This is a genomic window from Rhodococcus opacus (assembly GCF_012396235.1).
GTDB lineage: Bacteria > Actinomycetota > Actinomycetes > Mycobacteriales > Mycobacteriaceae > Rhodococcus_F > Rhodococcus_F opacus.
Genome location: NZ_JAAXPA010000010.1, coordinates 151,280 through 168,072 on the forward strand (window position 1 = coordinate 151,280; position 16,793 = coordinate 168,072).

The window sequence follows — 16,793 nt, forward strand, 5'->3', positions numbered from 1 at the left end:
CCGAAAGCGACACGAATCAATGGGTAAGTACATCGATATCAGCAAGAGCTCCGGTGAGTCGTTCGCCGCGTATCTTGCCGAACCGGCCCAGGGCTCTGGCCCGGGACTGGTTCTCCTGCAAGAAATTTTCGGAATCAACGACTACATGCGGGACATGGCCGACCGTTATGCCGAGGAAGGCTACGTGGTACTGGTCCCCGACCTGTTCTGGCGCTCGGGTGCTCGGCAGGAACTCGGTTACGACCAGGCCGGATTCACGCGCGGGCTCGAGCTGCGGGACGAACTCGACGAGGACCTGGCCGTCACGGACATCGGCGACACCGTCACAGCCCTTCGTGGCCTGACCAATCACGTCGGCGGCGTCGGACTCATCGGATACTGCCTCGGCGGACTGCTCGCCTACCTGTCCGCGGTCCGGTTCGACGTCGACTGCGCCATCAGCTACTACGGTGTCGGTGTCCACGATCACCTCGATGCGGCGACTGAGCTGACAGTTCCCGTGGTCTTCCACCTCGCTGAACTCGACTCGTACTGCCCCGAGGATGCCCGAAACTCCATCCGCAAGGCGTTCGACGACAACGACCAGGTGCGCATCTACGACTACCCCGGCGTCGATCATGCATTCGCCACCCACGGCCGCGATGTCTTCGAACCCCTCTCCGCGGGGCTCGCCTACTCGCGCACCCTCGAGGTTCTGCACGCCACCATCGGACCCCGATACGATCTGTCCGCACTCTGGGACCGGCACATCTATTACGAGTTCGAGGCCCGTGACGTCCCCGCCACCATGGCGACCATGGTCGACGAACCCTACGTCAACCACATCCCGACGCTGACAGGTGGCGTCGGTCAGAAGGACCTCTCACGGTTCTACGCCCACCATTTCGTGCACAACAATCCGGCCGACACCAAGACGATCCCGATTTCTCGTACCGTCGGAGCCGATCGGATCGTCGAAGAGCAGCTGTTCTGCTTCACACACGACCGCGAGATCGACTGGATGCTTCCCGGTGTCGCGCCGACCGGACGATACGTCGAAATCCCGCTGGTCGCTGTCGTCACCCTGCGCGGCGACAAGCTGTACAACGAGCACATCTACTGGGATCAGGCCGGAGTGCTGGTGCAGATCGGCTTGCTCGATCCGGACGGGCTCCCCGTTGCCGGCATCGCGCAGGGCAGAAAACTTCTCGACAAGGCGCTTCCCTCGAACGAACTCATGCCCAGCTGGGCGAGCAGCGAGGGCAGGCCGATCGATTAGCGACCTGCCGACGGTAGGTTCGCGCAGTAGGTCGATGCAGCCGGCGTACGGCGCCCGCCGAGCGTGGGCGCGACCGTAGGCCGGTTGCAGCCTGCTTGCATCTGACGTCCTGTGGTGCGGTCACCCCCAACCACGGCGAACCGATGCGGCCCCGTGCCGCGGCCTACGTCGTGGACACCGGCCGATCACCAGCGTCGCTGGCCCCGGAGTCGTCCACCACTTGCGTGAGAAATGAACTCGGGACGCGTTCCCATCCTCGTTGCCATCTGCCGAGCCGCAGATCGGTCTCGAGCGAGGCGACCACCTCGGCCACCGCCGACCCTGCGTCGAGCACGACGCGCGGGAGTCCGCGGTCGGCGCAGAGCGCCAAAGCCGGTACCACACACTCTTTCGCCTCCGACGTACGGCCAGCTGCGAACAGACACGTGGTGTGCAGAAGCCTCGCCCGGAGCAGCGCTTTCGATCGCGCCTGCCGGGAGATTCGCTCCACCAGCGCCTGCGATCGACGACACGCGGCCGCCGACGATTCCCGATCCGTCGGCGAGGCGGCGTGGAGCAGGAGCCGAATGTCGGAGTCTTCGTGCAGCTCCCACGTGATCAGGTCGATCCCGCTCGTGCGGGACGCCGGGCCGGCGCTGTCCCTGGGGACTGTCTGTGCCCACCGCGGATGCTCATCGAGAACCGCAGGAATGGCGAGCGCCAACCGTATCCTCTCGTTCCGAATTCGGGCGGCCAGCCGCGGCAGCGTCAGCATGTCGGCGATCTCAGCCCCTTCGTCGAGGAGTCGGCACGCGGCACCGAGATCTCCGCGCAGAGTCTTGATACGAGATCCGGTGCCGTAGGTCGCGAGCATGAAATCGACGATGCCGCCCTCGGACCGAAGGCTATGACTGGCGTCGAGAAGTTCTTCGGCGTCGGGCACATGACCCTGCTCGTACAGCAAGTCTCCCAAGATCGCGCCGGCCACGCGGGATGCATACGATTGCCCGCCGCCGGATTGTTTCGCCAGCCGTAGCGCCATCCGGAAGTATCTCTCGGCCGCGGTGATGTCAAGCTGTTCGTGTGCGGCGATCCCGGCGAAGCAGTATCCGTATAGAACGCTGAACGGTCCCGATGTCTGCTGGTTGTAGGGGGTCGCCCATTCCTGCCATCGGCGGGCCGCGGCGAAGTCGAACCGGTAGATCGCCTCGAAGGACGCGACATTCGCCGCCCCCGACACGACGAACGGCCGCACAGCCTCGGGCCGTTCGAGGCAGTCCGAGATCCGCTCGCTGAGCGTGTCGGAACGATCGCCGAAGAGTTCGACAACGCCCCTGACCAACGAAGCCTCGATCAACAGGGCCGTCGTGTCCTCGTCTGCGCGAGTGCGCTGGGTCAGCGATGATTCCGCGCGGTCCAGTGCCCGAAGCGCCGAGGGCGCCGGGTGATGCAGCAGTACATGCGACCAGGCCAATGCGATCTGTAACACCGGGTGTGCGATCACCTGTCGGGATGGGAGCTTGTCGATCAGTCCGATCAGCGTCGCCATCTGGGACTGTTCGACCAATCGCATTCCCTCGCGTTCGACCCACGTCACCGCCAGGTCGGGATCACCCGATGCCAAGGCGTGATCGACGGCCTCACTGAGCAGGTGGTGCTCACCGAACCAGTGGGACGCACGGTGATGAAGTTCGCCGACCATGTCCGGTTGGTCCCGTTCGAGCCGGCGCCGCAAGAACTCTGCGAACAAGTGGTGATAACGGAACCACTCACCGTCCTCGTCGAGTCGTCGCAGGAACAGGTCCCGGTTCTCGATCTCCTCGAGCCGAGCCTGACCGTGACTGCTACCGGTCAGCGCCGACGCGAGTCCACCACTGATGCGTTCAGTCGCCGACGTCGCGAGCAGAAAGTTGAGAAGATCGGGTTCGAGCGATGTCAGGACATTCTCGGCGAGATACTCGCCGATCGCGTGGTGGCGGCCGGAGAGTTGACCGATCAGCGTGGTCGGATCGGTGTGTCCCCGTAGCGAGAGCGAGACCAGTTGCAGGGCCGCCACCCATCCGTCCGTGGATTCGCGAAGATCGGCTATGTCGGCGGCGGTGAGGGCGAGCCCCCCTTGGTCGGCCAGGAACGATTCCGCCTCCGGCAGGTCGAAACGTAGCGCAGTGGAATCGATTTCGACCAACTCGTCGCGTACCCGCAACCGGCTGAGCGGAAGCCCGGCCTGGGTTCTGCTGGTCACGGTAAATCGCAGGTGGTGACAGTCGCTGTCGAGCAGCGCCGCCATCGCGGAGATCGTCGCCGTATCGGAAACTCGGTGCCAGTCGTCGATGACGACCGTGATCACCTCGCCCGTGTCATGAATCTCATCGACCAGTGTGGAAAGGACGTACCGTGCGGCTTGCTCACCCTGCTCTTGCAGCACCTGTGGCAGGTCGCGTGCAAGTGACGGTCGTACCCGCGTAATCGCTTCGAGGAGGTGCGCCAGGAACCAGGCGACATTGTTGTCGTCGTTGTCGACACTGAGCCAGGCGACGGGCGTTCCCGAGTTGGTCAACAAGTCGCGCCACTGGGCGGCGAGGGTGCTCTTGCCGAATCCTGCCGGTGCATGAATCAGCGCGAGCCGCCGATCCCCGCCGGCGTGCAGGGCCTCGATCAGGCGGCGCCGCTGCACTGGGGCACGGGGCTGGGTACGTGGCCGGTACTTCGTCGAGAAGCGTGGCGGCGTCACCGAGGGCGGCCCGGCGTGTTCTTCCGAACTACGCGTCAGGTCTGGGTGCCCGCGTTGCGTGATCTCCGCGTCTGGCGGGACCAGATCCGGGGATCCGGCGCTGGTGCGTCGTAGGGCTGTGCGGAGGTCCTGTTCGAATGCCTCTGCGGACTCCTGGCGGCGCGCGACCTCCTCCGACATCGCGCGCTCGATGACGCTGCACACCTGCGCGGGGATGCCGGTCCGGCGGAGATCGGGCACCGGTTCGGACGTTATTCGAAGAAATTGCGCGACCAGTTGTTCGCCGTCGCGGCGCTGGAAGGCGGCGTGGCCGGTGATGAGGCAGAAGAGAGTCGCGGCCAAGCTGTAGAGATCGGACTGCACGGTCGGTGCTCGTCCGGTGAGTACTTCCGGTGCGGTGAAGGCAGGCGAACCCAACACCACGCCGGTCCCGGTCTGGAAACCACCGTGGATGCGGGCGATGCCGAAGTCTGTGAGCTGGGGTTCGCCGTAGTCGGTGAGCAAGATGTTGGAGGGTTTGACATCTCGATGAAGGATCCCGGCCTGGTGCGCTCTGCCCAAGGCCAGGGCGATTTTGATGCCGAAACCGAGCGCCTTCTCCCAGCCGAGCGGTCCGTCGCGGCGGATGATCGCTTCCAGAGAGCCGTGGCGGTGGTACTCCATCACGATGTACGGCCGCCCTTGGGGCGTGGTACTGGCGTGGTAGATGGTCACGATGTTCGGATGTCCGGAGAGCCGGCCCATGGCCTGTTGCTCGCGGAGGAAGCGATTCCGGTCTTCTTCATCCACACCGGAGGAGAGCACCTTGATGGCGACCGTCCGATCGAGCGCAGTTTCCATGCACCGGTAGACGACTCCGAATCCGCCGCGCCCGATCTCGACGGGGTCGTCGAAGCCGTCGAGAATCAACTCGCCGGCGATCGCGGGGTGGACGTCGGCTTGCGTTGCGAAGGGGTCGAGGTCATCCACCAGTTCGCACCTTCAGTGACGTCGATCCGGGCGCTCTGGCTCCAGCTGCGCCGACCATCGGCGGGCCGTCCAATTGCCGATACGTAGCGGACGGCGATCTCGTGGGCTCGCACATATCTTCACCTCTGCCCCAGTATCACACCAGCGTGGCGGCGGTGGCACCCCGTTTTGATCGGTGTGGGCCGGCATGCGACTGAATGAGCGGTCCACGGCTCCGTGTGGGCCCCGGCGGATTGCGTCGAGGCCCACACGGTCACATAGCGCCCAAGGCCGGAAGGATCACGTCGCGGCGATCGGCAGGCTCGGGGTGTAGGGAGCGTGGGCGTATTTTCCGGACAGCAGCGACCCGGCGCCGGGAGCGATCGCGGGCAGATCCAGCGCCCGCATCAGTTGATGCGCGGTGGAGACTGCGGCAGAGATCACCGGCTTGCCGAGTTCGTTCTCGACGATCTCGATCGATTGCAGTGACGGCATCTGGACACAGGCCGAGAGCACGATGACGTCGGCGTCCTGGTAGTCGAGTTGCTTGGCGATACCCACGAGATTGCGCGGATCGTGGGCGGCCACGTCGAGATTGTTCGGAATTTCCAGTGCCCGATAGTCGCCCACGTCGATGCCCTGGTCCTTGATGTACTCGACCACGAGCTTGGTGAGCGGCTTCATGTAGGGCGCCACCAGGGCGATCTTCTTCGCTTCCAGGACCTCGAGGGCCGTCACCAGTGCGCCGGCGCTGGTAACCACGGGTGCCGGGGCGCCGTTATCGAGGGTGATCTGAGCCAGCTTCTGTTCGGAGACGCAGTGGTACCCCTTGCCCATGCTCATGATGGCCACCAAGCAGGCGTAGCCGAGGACATCGACTCTCGCATCGGAGAGTTCGGCGGCGCATCGGGTCGAGTCGGCGTCCATCGCCTCGAGCTCTTCCTTGGTCACCTCCTTCATCCGCATGCGGCTGGAGTGGAAGGTGAATCGCTCGGGGGCGACCGTTTCCCGTGCGCGGAAGAGGGCGGGGATTTCCGTTTCCATCGTCACATTGGAACTCGGCACGATCTGGCCGATGCGGTAGGAGAGGGTGCTCATCGGGCTTCCTTTCTGATCGGACAGGTGTCAGCGAGCATCGATAACCGGGTTGCTCAACGTCCCGATCGATTCGACGGTGCACTCGACCACGTCACCCGGGGTGAGGAACTGCTGGGGCACGAAGCTGGCGCCGACGCCGGCGGGGGAGCCGGTAGCGATCACGTCTCCGGGCTCGAGGGTCATTCCGGAGGTGATGTCCTCGATCAGCTCGGGGATCTTGAACAGCATGTAGCGGCTGTTCGACTTCTGCTTGACTTCGCCGTTCACGCGCAGAGACAGGTCCAGGCCGTGCGGGTCGGTGAGATCGTCCGCGGTGCGGATGACCGGCCCGAAGGGCGCGTAGGAGTCCTGGCCCTTGGAGAAGAACCACTGGCCGCCGCGGCGCTGGTCCCGGGCGCTGATGTCGTTGATGATGCTGTAACCGAAGACGTAGTCGAGGGCGTCGGCTGCCGACACGTTCTTCGCGGTGCGACCAATGACCACGGCCACCTCGCATTCCCAGTCGAGCTGGTTGGTCAGGTTCGCGTTGTGGCGGATCGGCTCGCCGGGGCCGACGACGGCGGTGCCGGGCTTGCTGAACAACACCGGGCGCTGGGGCAGATCCTTGTCGGTGTCGAGGGTCCGAGCCGACTCGGCGACGTGTTCGGTGTAATTGAGGCCGACACCGATGATCTTGCCCGGGCGCAGCGGGGCGTGCACGGTGACATCGGCGATCGGGAGGCTGAACTGCGGGGCCTGGTCACTGGCCACCAGCGCGGTCAGCGCGGCGAGACCCGCACTGCCCTGGTTGATCAGAGTCGACAGATCGGCCGGCACTTCGGCGCCGGTGCTCCGTGCCAGTGCGGTGACGTCGATGACCGTGTCGTCGCGCTGGACGCCGAGCCGGGGGGTGTTGTCACGAGTGGAGAAGGTCAGAAGAATCATGAACGGTCCTTGTTCTGAGGGTTGGTGATAGTGGTGTGCGAGGCGAGTTACTGAATCGGCTGGTGACCGTCGTTCTCCAGGTATGCCTCCTCGCGCCAGAAGGACAACGAGCGCATGACAGGGAAGTCGTTGAAGGAGAACAGGACCGCGTCATCGCTGGTGCTGAGGTTGGCATGCTCGTGCCACGCCCAGGAGGGCACGACGAAGATGTCGCCCTGCTTCCAGTCGAATCGTCGGCCCGCGATGACCGAGTAGCCTTCGCCCTTGGCCACGTTGTAGACGACCGATCCGGTGTGCCGGTGGGCGCGGGTGTGCTGGTCGGCCCGGAGCAACTGGATGTGAGCGCTCAGCGTCGGCATCACCGACCCGCCGGTCCGCGGGTTCGAGTATTCGAGCAGGATTCCGTCGTAGGGCGATCCCTCCGACGCTTTCGCGGCGTTCCGCAAGGCGGCGTAGGTGGGTTCCCAGGGGTAGGCGAATAGCGGCGAGTAGGGCTTGGTCCAACCGTCCTCGACGCCCACGGGACGAAGTTGGCCCGCGCCATAGGTGAGCAGCGAGGAGTTGACCACCGCGCCCCGCTCTTGGTAATGGTTCGGGTGGACCTCGTAGAACCCGGCGTCGAGGGCATTGACCAGGGGGATGTCGAGTCCGTCCTGCCAGATGACCGGCTCGTCCGAGTCCTCGTTGCCGTGCTCGTGCCAGGTGAAACTGGGTGTGATGGCGAAGTCGCGGGGGCCGACCTTCAGTTTCTGTCCGTCCACCACCGTCCAGGCGCCCTGTCCTTCGACGACGAAGCGCAGTGCGGCCGCCATGTGGCGATGTGCGGTCATCGACTCTCCGGGGCCCATTCCCTGCAGGCCGGTGTACAGCAGGCCGACGGCCGCGGTGACGTCCTTGCGCTCGGGATTGACCAGGGCCACCACCCGTCGACCGGCGTCTTCCGGTTTGACCAGGTCGAGCGAGTCGATGACGAATGGGCGGATGTCCTCATAGCGCCAGAGAATGGGCACGGACGCCGGCTGAGGGAACCACGGTTCGATCTTGTTGGCCACGGTCCATAGCGCCACAGTGTCGCGCTTGCCGAGTTCGTCATAGAACGCTTCCAAGGCTTCGGTGTCCTTGACCCGAGCCCGACCGAGAACGTCGTCACTGAGTGACATGTGTGTTCCTCCCTTTCGTCGGCGACGCATGTGTATGGCATTGGGCGCGTGCGGCCGACCTCACCTGCGTGGATTTCGATCGAACTGCGTAAGCCGTCACCGCCTGCCGCAAAATCGAATATACACCTGCCTTGACGATCGTCACAAGAGCGCTATAAAGTTCGGTCATCGGCTTTGATGAAAGGTGGTCAGTGACAGATGGCGAAAGTGACGATCGAGCGGACGGTGGAGTGGTACGACACCGATGCTGCTGGCCACCAACATCATTCGTGCATCGTGCGATTCGTGGAAGCCGCCGAGGCGGCGCTGCTTCGCGAGCACGATCTGGCGTGGCTGTTCGGGGAGACTCCCCGTGTCCGCCACGAGATTAACTACCGATCGCGGCTGTGGTTCGGCGAAACGGTGACCGTGACCCTTGAGGTTGTTCGCCTGGGTAACACCTCACTCCAGTACGCCTTCGAGGTGCGCGGCAAGGAGGGCGTGGCGGCGGACGGAACCCTCATCGTCGCCCACGCCATCCCGCAGTCGCCGACGTCGACGCCCTGGCCGCAACCCGTAATCGACGCATTCGGCACGATTCGTGCCCAGGAAGCAGTGGTGACCAAGTGACCAGTCAAGAAGCAACAGCGCGTTCTGCACGAGTCGACGCCGGCCTGCCGTCGTTGAAGATCGCGGTGATCGGTGGCGGACCGGGCGGCCTGTATTTCGCCGCGTTGGCCAAGCAACTGGACCCGCGACGGGAGGTCACGGCATTCGAGCGAAACGCCGCCGACATGACCTTCGGCTTCGGAGTCGTGTTCTCGGATGAGACCCTCGACGGAATCACTGCGGCGGATCCGGCGATCTTCGCGGAGATGGAAGCGCAGTTCGCCCGGTGGTCCGATATCGACATCCACTACCGGGGTCAGGTGCTGACCTCGGGAGGACACGGGTTCGCGGCTATCGAGCGACGGACCCTGCTCAACATCCTGCAGACGCGGTGCGCACAACTCGGTGTCGACGTGCGATACGAAACCATCGCCCCCGCGGCAGAAGAGCTCGCCCGCACGCACGACCTGGTGGTGGCCGCCGACGGAGTCAATTCGGTCACCCGCAAGGCGCGTCCCGAAGCGTACGGGCCCGACCTCGACGTGCGGAACTGCCGCTACATGTGGCTGGCGACCGACAAGATCTTCGACGCGTTCACCTTTATCGTCGCGGAGACAGCATTCGGGCCGATCCAGGTGCATGCCTATCCGTTCAGCAGTGAACGCAGCACCTTCATCGTCGAGATGAGCGAGAAGACTTGGTGTAACGCGGGATTCGACACCTTCGCCGCCGAGGAGCTGACCGTCGGGCAGAGCGATACGAAAAGCGTCGAGTTGTGCGCCGGTCTGCTCGGCGAGCATCTCGAGGGGCACCAGCTACTGACGAACAATTCCCGTTGGATCCAGTTCTCGACGGTCCGCAACACGTCGTGGCGCGACGGCAACATCGTCCTCCTCGGCGATGCCGCGCACACCGCGCACTTCTCCATCGGCTCGGGAACCAAGCTCGCCATGGAGGACTCCCTCGCTCTCGCAGCGAGCCTGACAGTCGACGACCGGGACGTCGCGCAGGCCCTGCTCCGCTACGAGCAGGAACGGCGACCCGTCGTCGAATCCACGCAACGTGCGGCGCAGGCGAGCCTGGAGTGGTTCGAGTCGATCGAGCACTCCGTCGGGCAGGAACCGCCACAGTTCGGCTTCAACCTGCTCACCCGCAGCCGCCGCGTCACCTACAACAACCTGCGCGACCGCGATCCGGAATACATCGACACCCTCAACGACTGGTACCACCGTGCCCAGCCGGCGGACTCCACCGAACAGCCGCCCCGTCCGATGTTCGAGCCCTATCGGATCGCGAACACGCGGCTGAAGAACCGCATCGTCGCCGCACCCGTGGCCACCTACTCCGCCACGGACGGGATAGTCGGCGACGCGGAACTCGCACGCCTGGCCGGCGCGGCACTCGGCGGCGCCGGCCTGGTGATGACCGGCATGACCGCCGTCAGCGCTGCCGGACGGGTCACACCCGCGTGCGCCGGCCTGTACGCCCCCGAACAAATCTTCGCCTACCGCCGGATCGCCAATCTGGTCCACAACAACACCACCGCGGCCATCGGTGTCCAGCTCAACCATTCCGGACGCAAGGGTGCGACCACCGTTCCCACCGCCGGAACCGTCGGTACCTCCCTCGGTGACAAGGGCTGGGAGACCGTCGGCCCGTCCCCGATCGCTTTCGGTGACCTCCCCGCGCCCCGCGAACTCGACGCTTCCGAGCTGGAGGGCATCGCCGAGGACTTCGCCCGGGCCGCCCGGGCCGCCGACACCGCCGGATTCGATGTCCTCGAAATCCAGGCCGGGCACGGATTCTTGCTCTCGACCTTCCTCTCGCCGCTGACGAACCAGCGCACCGACGACTTCGGTGGAAGCTTGCGTAACCGTCTCCGATTCCCGCTGCAGGTCATAGACGCGGTCCGGGTGGCCTGGCCGAAAGGCAAGGCGCTCCTCGTGCGGATTTCGGCGGTCGACTGGCACCCGGGCGGCACCACCATCGACGACGCCGTCGCCATCGCGCGGGCCTTCGCCGAACACGGAGTCGACGCCATCGACGTCTCCAGCGGTGAGGTCGTGGCCGACGAGCGCCCCGAGTACGGGCGCGGTTACCAGACCCCCTTCGCCGAGCGCATCCGCGCTGACGTGGGCATCACCACCATCGCCGTCGGCGCCATTTCCTCCGACGACGACGCCAACTCGATCCTGCTTGCAGGGCGTGCCGACCTCATCGCGATCGGCCGCGCGCACCTGCACAACCCCGCCTGGACCCTGCACGCCGCCGCTGAGATCGGATACCGCGGAGCTGGTGGACAATGGCCGACTCTCTACGCTGCCGGATCGGCGAAGCCGCCCACAGCCGGACGGGCGCGGCCCCAGTTGGCCTTGTTCGGGGAGACGGAACACGACATCCACCAACGCTGGCGCCCAGGCGCAAGCGCCGTCACCGAGGCGGCACGCTGATGGACACCTTCCCGCGTTTCACCGCGGCCGCCGTGCAGGCCTCCCCGGTGTATCTCGACCCCGACGCCACCGTAGAGAAAGCGGTCGGGCTCATCCACGAGGCCGCCGCGGCCGGCGCCACGCTGATCGCCTTTCCCGAGGTGTTCGTCCCCGGGTACCCGTACTGGAACTGGACGATGAACCCGGTCAAGGGAGGGGAGTGGTTCGAACGGCTGTATCGGGCCGCCATCGACATTCCCGGTCCACATCTGGACACCCTTCGTGCCGCTGCGGCAGCCACCAAGACCACGGTTGTGATCGGTGTCAACGAACGCGGCCGACACAGCCTGGGAGTGCTGTACAACAGTGTCCTCACGATCGGGCCGGACGGCTCCCTGATCGCTGTTCACCGGAAACTGGTACCGACCTGGGCTGAGAAGCTGACCTGGACCAACGGCGACGGGTCGACGCTCCGGGTGCATCAAACCGAAGTCGGTCCGCTCGGCGTCCTCGCGTGTGGGGAGAACACGAACACCCTCGCCCGCTTCGCGCTGCTGGCGCAGGGAGAGCTCGTGCACGTCGCCAACTACATCTCCCTCCCGGTGGCGCCGAAGGACTACGACATGGCCGACGCCATCGCCATTCGGACAGCGGCGCACGCTTTCGAAGGCAAATTGTTCTCCGTCGTCTCGTGCTCGACTGTGTCCGAGGAAATTATCGACATCGTCGCCGGGGACGACGAGGAAGCGGCGCACATGCTACGGCGCGAGCGCAGCGCCCTGTCAGGGATTTTCGGACCCGACGGGCGCCCGGTGTCCGAACCTCTAGTGGACAAGGAAGGGATCGTCTACGGCGAGATCGACTTGGCACGATGCATCGCGCCGAAGCAGATGCACGACATCATCGGTCACTACAATCGCTTCGACATCTTCTCTCTCAACGTCAACACCGCCCCATTGCAGCCCATCACCTTCAACGGGGCGGGAGGACCACCGCCGGAGCCGGAAGGCGCACTGATCGGCCCCTGGCGTGAGGACGAGATCCCGGCGAGATAGACACCCGGCGGCACCCGCCCGCACAGCTCGGATCTGCGGAGGCAGTGGTTCCCAGGGTTAACCCAAGAAATCACGTGATGGCGACGGGTGCCGCACTGGGTAGGTGCCCCGATACCACATGCTTCCCTCCCTGCCTTGCCGTGAGCCGAATCGGCTGTCGTCGGGGTAGTGCAGCTGGGGAAATCGCGCTTCCTGAGAAAACCCAGGCAGGTACGATGGCGTACGTAGAGATTGTGACGATCGTTCTGATGTCGCTATTTCGAACGCGCTGGAAGGCTAGGATGGCGATGGACCCGAGATCAACTGCGGACGGGGCGACTGCGTTGCCCATTGCCCGGTTCGAACAGGTTCACACAATCGATCTGGACGAGGTTAGGTCGGCGGTGGGTTCCGCCTTCTGCCCGCACACGCTCGAACCCATCGGCACCGGTGGCGCCTCGCCCGTCAGGTTTCACTCGGCCACCGCCGGAACTGTCGGTCTGCACTACCTGGATTACGGCACCGGGATGTGCATTCGCCCGAGTGATCTCGACGATTTCTATCTCATTCAGATTCCCCTCTCCGGAGTGGCGGAAATAACTTGGGGTTCAGAAACGTTCGAGTCGACGCCCGCCGTCGCATCGATCCTGCAACCGGGCGGGTCGGTGACCATGCAATGGCACCGAGGGAACCGGCAGCTGATCGTTCGCCTCGATCGCCAGAGCATGGAGAGGCAGTTGCAAGAGGCACTCGGGGCGCCGCTCCGCGAGCCCCTGCGGTTCGACCCCCACATGGAACTGGACCGACCGGGTATCCGATCGTGGCGCGGCATGCTCACGCTCTTGCGTGCCGAGATGGAGAACGGTGGATCTCTCCCTACCGAGCCGATCGTCATGAAAGAGTTCGAACGACTGCTGCTGAGTCAGCTCATCGTGGCCCAACCCCATAACTACACCGAAGTGTTGCAGCGGCCAGTGCCGGTGGCGCCTCGAACTATTCGCCGCGCAGTCGAAATCCTCGAGCACCACGCTGACGAACTGCTCACCGTCGAGGATGTCGCATCTGCCACGGGAATCAGCGTGCGGGCACTTCAAGACGGTTTCAAGAAGTATTTCGGCACCACCCCGATGGGATACCTGCGCGAGGTCCGAATGAAGGCGGTCCGCACGTGGCTCCTCGACGCCGATCCGTCGACGACGACGGTGTCCGATGCGGCTACCAGGTGTGGATTCCTCCATCTCGGACGATTCTCGGTGCAGTACCGCGAAAAGTTCGGCGAGTCGCCCTCGGAAACCCTCCGCCGATGACGGTCGGTCTGTCCTGGACCGCCGACCCGTCTTCGCCCTCTGTGCCTCGAGGTCCCGCCTTGACACGCCCGTCTCGATGCGCGCGCTGCACAGCCTGTCGACGACGTCCTGCGCACCGGGCACGCCCTGCGCGTGCGGGCGCACGTCGGCTTGCGGCGACAAGAATTCGGCTCTCGTATGGGTCGATCGGGCAGCACGGGACCGGAACTTCCGAACTCAGCCCTGCGTGAGCCTGGCTACCAGGTCGACGTAGCCCTGCTTGGCGTCGGCGCTGCTCGTACCCGCCAACTTGGCCCAGGCATCGTACTTGGCGCGGTTGACCATGTCCAACCGACCGGGCCGCTTGCCCTCGACATCACCCTTCGACCCCTGCTTGAACAGCGCGTACAGCCGCAGTAGCTCATCGTTGGCAGGCCGCGAGGTGAGCTTCTTGACGTTCTCCTGTGCATCGGTAAACGCCTGATCCAGATCCGACATGGGCACCCCTGGCTCTCGGACGGACTCGTCGACGCCATCGTACCGCCGGAGCCGAGGGCGCCTGATCCGTTCGCTCCGAGTTGGCTGTGCGTCATCGCGGTCGGCGCGTGAAGCCGAGCGGCGTTCAGAGGCAGGGTTATGCCGAGCGGGAATCGGTGTGAAGGTGTGCGGCAACGGGGGTTTCATCGATATGGTCGACGAGGTGGGTTTGCGGGACGTTGGTGCGGGTCGACAGTCCTGTGCGCTGGTCGGACCCCGAACTTCGACGGAGGTGTGTATGACGGTCGCTGACACGGTGGCGCCGCTGGTTCGTGCGGTGGTGGGTGCGCAGGTCCCGGTGGGGATCATGTGTTGGGACGGTAGTCGCAGTGGGCCTTCGGACGCGCCGTGGCAGGTGCACATCGTCAATCGGCGTGGTCTGCGGCGGTTGCTGTGGGCGCCCAACGATCTCGGTTTCGCTCGGGCCTACGTGTCCGGCGACATCGACATCGAGGGAGACCTGCTGGCCGGGCTGGACGTATTGGAGCAGGTGTCGGACCCGAGCAGGGGTCCCGGTGTGCGGATCGACAAGCAAACGAAGAAGGCACTGGCGACAGCGGCGCTGCGTCTGGGGATCATCGGCCTGCCACCGAAGCCGCCGGCGGAGGAGATGAAACCGGCGCGCGGGCACCGGCACGACAAGGATCGTGACGCCGCCGCGATCAGCCACCACTACGACGTCGGTAACGGCTTCTATCGACTGGTGCTCGGTGAGTCGATGACCTACTCGTGCGCATATTGGGCGGAGCCGAGCGCTGATCTGGACGCGGCCCAGTACGCCAAATGTGATCTGGTGGCCCGCAAACTCGGCCTGACCGCGGGGATGCGGGTCCTCGACGTCGGCTGCGGGTGGGGGACCTTCGCGCTGCACGCGGCACGCAACTACGGCGTGCACGTCGTCGGTGTCACCCTGTCCCACGAGCAGGCGGAGTACGCCGGCAAACGGATGGTCGACGCGGGTGTGGGGGACTTGGTGCAGATCCGAGTCCAGGACTACCGCGACGTCACAGACGGTCCCTACGACGCGATCTCGAGCATCGGCATGGCCGAGCACGTCGGTGCCGCGATGCTGGCGACCTACGCCGCGGACCTGTTCGCGCTGCTGCGCCCGCGGGGGCGGTTGCTCAACCACGCGATCTCGCGACGACCAGGCAAACCCGCTGCCAAGTTCTCCAAAACGTCCTTCATCGATCGCTATGTGTTCCCCGACGGAGAAATCGAACCGATCGCACCGATGATCGAGGCGCTCGAAGGGGCCGGGTTCGAGGTGCGCGACGTCGAGTCCCTGCGCGAGCACTACGCGCTGACCCTGCGGGCCTGGGTGGGGAACCTGGAGGCGAACTGGGACGAAGCGGTGTCCCACAGCAGCGCCGGGCGGGCACGGGTATGGCGGCTGTACATGGCCGGCGCGGCGTTGGCTTTTGCGGCGAATCGGTTCGGGATCAACCAGGTTCTGGCAGTCAAATCCTCCGAACGGGGTGACAGCGGCATGCCCGGCACCCGCGCCGAACTCTTGCAGTCATCCGCACCGATAGCATCTTGGCCGGGTCGCGAACAGTGAAAACCGTCGGGAAGTAGACAATTCAACCGACGACGGCCGACACTCAGATTGTTCGGTATGAGCGCGCCTCACCGGATCCTTCGACTTCTCGATCCACCGGACTGCCAAGGTATCGAGTGATCGATTCGCAGCCGACGTCGACGATCAACAACGACAGACGGATACGGACACCAGACTCCGGCCGTGGCAGTGCAGCCTTTCCGCAAGCCGAACGCCTATCGGCGTACCCGATTGGCGATCGCTGACCGGCGACCTGTTGCGAGCACGTAGGGCATGATGTGTCCGCGTCGCTCGGTGCGGCAACAGCATCGTGATGAGACCCCCGAGTGTGAGGAGGACGCGTGCGGTTCGCGCTGGACGATTTGTCGGCTGACGTGCCGGCGGAGCAGGTCGATGAAGCTCGGAGCTTCTACAACTCGCGGCCAGCTGGCCGTGGCCCCGGCACTCTCGAGGAGTTGAGGGACATGCGGGCGAGGCGGTCCGGTCCTTCTCCCGCCGATCCACCGGCGATCGAAGAGATGGTCGAAGCCGCGGGAGCACGCGTCCCGGTGAGGATCTTCACTCCCACCGACGGCCGAGCGCGGGGCGTCTATCTGGACATACACGGTGGCGGCTTCTACATGGACTCCGCAGCGCGAGATGACGCGCGCAACCGTGAGCTCGCAGACGATCTCCACATCGCCGTCGTCAGCGTCGACTACCGGCTGGCACCGGAGCACCCGTGGCCGGCCGCACCCGATGACTGTGAAGCGGCGGCGCTCTGGCTCGTCGGCCACGCTGATGCCCGCTTCGGATCATCACGACTGGCGATCGGGGGGCGGTCGGCGGGAGCAACACTCGCTCTGGCAACCCTGCTCCGACTGAGGGACAGAGGGACTGTCGGCGGGTTCACCGGCGCCGCACTCCAATTCGGCACCTATGACTTGAGCGCGCAGACTCCGGCCGGACGTCGGATCGCAGACGAGTATTTCATCCAGGCCTACGTCGGCCACGTGGAAGATCGCACCACTCCGGACATCTCTCCCGTATACGGCGACCTCCACGGCCTTCCCCCGGCTCTGCTGGTCGTCGGGTGCAATGACGTGTTGTTGGAAGACAACCTCGCGATGGCAGGTCGGCTCTCCGCCACCGGCAATGACGTCGAGCTCCGGATCTATCCCGAGTCGCCCCACGGGTTCACCGGCCACCCCACGGCAATGGCCAGGACGGCCCTCACCGGCATCGATTCATGGCTCCTCGAGCGGCTCGCCCAACCGTAGG

Annotated in this window: 12 protein-coding genes; 7 read left to right on the forward strand and 5 right to left on the reverse strand. The window is 65.1% G+C overall.

Annotation, left to right across the window (positions count from 1 at the left end):
* The first annotated feature begins 19 nt into the window (after positions 1-19).
* Entirely contained in the window at positions 20-1,258 is a 1,239-nt protein-coding gene (locus tag HGB39_RS15945) for a dienelactone hydrolase family protein (protein WP_005568882.1), read from the forward strand.
* A gap of 163 nt (positions 1,259-1,421) precedes the next feature.
* Here HGB39_RS15945 and HGB39_RS15950 read toward each other — a convergent pair whose 3' ends face one another.
* The 4 genes from HGB39_RS15950 to HGB39_RS15965 form a co-directional block, all read right to left on the reverse strand.
* Positions 1,422-4,937 carry a serine/threonine-protein kinase gene (locus HGB39_RS15950; RefSeq protein WP_005568883.1) on the reverse strand — a complete coding sequence of 1,172 codons (3,516 nt, stop codon included), beginning with the start codon at positions 4,935-4,937 and terminating at the stop codon, positions 1,422-1,424.
* 279 nt (positions 4,938-5,216) lie between these two features.
* Positions 5,217-6,014, reverse strand: a complete 798-nt coding sequence (locus HGB39_RS15955; protein WP_005568884.1) for a maleate cis-trans isomerase family protein — start codon at positions 6,012-6,014, stop codon at positions 5,217-5,219.
* Positions 6,015-6,041: 27 nt separating this feature from the next.
* Entirely contained in the window at positions 6,042-6,938 is an 897-nt protein-coding gene (locus HGB39_RS15960; RefSeq protein WP_005568885.1) for a fumarylacetoacetate hydrolase family protein, read from the reverse strand.
* A 47-nt stretch (positions 6,939-6,985) separates the two neighbouring features.
* On the reverse strand, positions 6,986-8,098 hold the full coding sequence (locus HGB39_RS15965; RefSeq protein WP_005568886.1) for a cupin domain-containing protein: 1,113 nt from the start codon (positions 8,096-8,098) through the stop codon (positions 6,986-6,988).
* Positions 8,099-8,296: 198 nt separating this feature from the next.
* Between HGB39_RS15965 and HGB39_RS15970 the strand changes: the two genes are divergently transcribed.
* The 4 genes from HGB39_RS15970 (at position 8,297) to HGB39_RS15985 (ending at position 13,456) form a co-directional block, all read left to right on the forward strand.
* Positions 8,297-8,707, forward strand: coding sequence for an acyl-CoA thioesterase (locus HGB39_RS15970; protein ID WP_005568887.1), 411 nt, complete (start codon positions 8,297-8,299; stop codon positions 8,705-8,707).
* The gene (locus HGB39_RS15975) at positions 8,704-11,136 is read left to right on the forward strand and encodes an oxidoreductase (protein ID WP_267204548.1); all 2,433 of its coding nucleotides are present in this window, start codon (positions 8,704-8,706) and stop codon (positions 11,134-11,136) included. The genes HGB39_RS15970 and HGB39_RS15975 overlap by 4 nt, the downstream gene beginning before the upstream one ends.
* Positions 11,136-12,170 carry a carbon-nitrogen hydrolase family protein gene (locus HGB39_RS15980; RefSeq protein WP_005568889.1) on the forward strand — a complete coding sequence of 345 codons (1,035 nt, stop codon included), beginning with the start codon at positions 11,136-11,138 and terminating at the stop codon, positions 12,168-12,170. Before HGB39_RS15975 ends, HGB39_RS15980 begins: the two co-directional genes overlap by 1 nt.
* A 215-nt stretch (positions 12,171-12,385) precedes the next feature.
* Positions 12,386-13,456 carry an AraC family transcriptional regulator gene (locus HGB39_RS15985; protein ID WP_247607427.1) on the forward strand — a complete coding sequence of 357 codons (1,071 nt, stop codon included), beginning with the start codon at positions 12,386-12,388 and terminating at the stop codon, positions 13,454-13,456.
* A 216-nt stretch (positions 13,457-13,672) separates the two neighbouring features.
* Here the strand turns inward: HGB39_RS15985 and HGB39_RS15990 are convergent, their stop codons facing one another.
* A complete protein-coding gene (locus HGB39_RS15990; RefSeq protein ID WP_037206268.1) occupies positions 13,673-13,933 on the reverse strand; it encodes an acyl-CoA-binding protein in 261 nt (86 codons plus the stop codon).
* 277 nt (positions 13,934-14,210) lie between these two features.
* Here HGB39_RS15990 and HGB39_RS15995 point away from each other — a divergent pair, with 277 nt between their 5' ends.
* Both HGB39_RS15995 and HGB39_RS16000 read left to right on the forward strand, forming a co-directional pair.
* Positions 14,211-15,533, forward strand: coding sequence for a class I SAM-dependent methyltransferase (locus HGB39_RS15995; protein ID WP_005568891.1), 1,323 nt, complete (start codon positions 14,211-14,213; stop codon positions 15,531-15,533).
* A 341-nt stretch (positions 15,534-15,874) separates the two neighbouring features.
* Entirely contained in the window at positions 15,875-16,792 is a 918-nt protein-coding gene (locus tag HGB39_RS16000) for an alpha/beta hydrolase (RefSeq protein ID WP_043790838.1), read from the forward strand.
* The last annotated feature ends 1 nt before the right edge of the window (position 16,793 follow it).

Bases quoted from the DNA above. Each gene is read 5' to 3' on its own strand.
- HGB39_RS15945 (WP_005568882.1), top strand. From the start codon at position 20: ATGGGTAAGTACATCGATATCAGCAAGAGCTCCGGTGAGTCGTTCGCC.
- HGB39_RS15955 (WP_005568884.1), bottom strand. From the start codon at position 6,014: ATGAGCACCCTCTCCTACCGCATCGGCCAGATCGTGCCGAGTTCCAAT.
- HGB39_RS15960 (WP_005568885.1), bottom strand. From the start codon at position 6,938: ATGATTCTTCTGACCTTCTCCACTCGTGACAACACCCCCCGGCTCGGC.
- HGB39_RS15965 (WP_005568886.1), bottom strand. From the start codon at position 8,098: ATGTCACTCAGTGACGACGTTCTCGGTCGGGCTCGGGTCAAGGACACC.
- HGB39_RS15970 (WP_005568887.1), top strand. From the start codon at position 8,297: ATGGCGAAAGTGACGATCGAGCGGACGGTGGAGTGGTACGACACCGAT.
- HGB39_RS15980 (WP_005568889.1), top strand. From the start codon at position 11,136: ATGGACACCTTCCCGCGTTTCACCGCGGCCGCCGTGCAGGCCTCCCCG.
- HGB39_RS15985 (WP_247607427.1), top strand. From the start codon at position 12,386: ATGGCGTACGTAGAGATTGTGACGATCGTTCTGATGTCGCTATTTCGA.
- HGB39_RS15990 (WP_037206268.1), bottom strand. From the start codon at position 13,933: ATGTCGGATCTGGATCAGGCGTTTACCGATGCACAGGAGAACGTCAAG.
- HGB39_RS15995 (WP_005568891.1), top strand. From the start codon at position 14,211: ATGACGGTCGCTGACACGGTGGCGCCGCTGGTTCGTGCGGTGGTGGGT.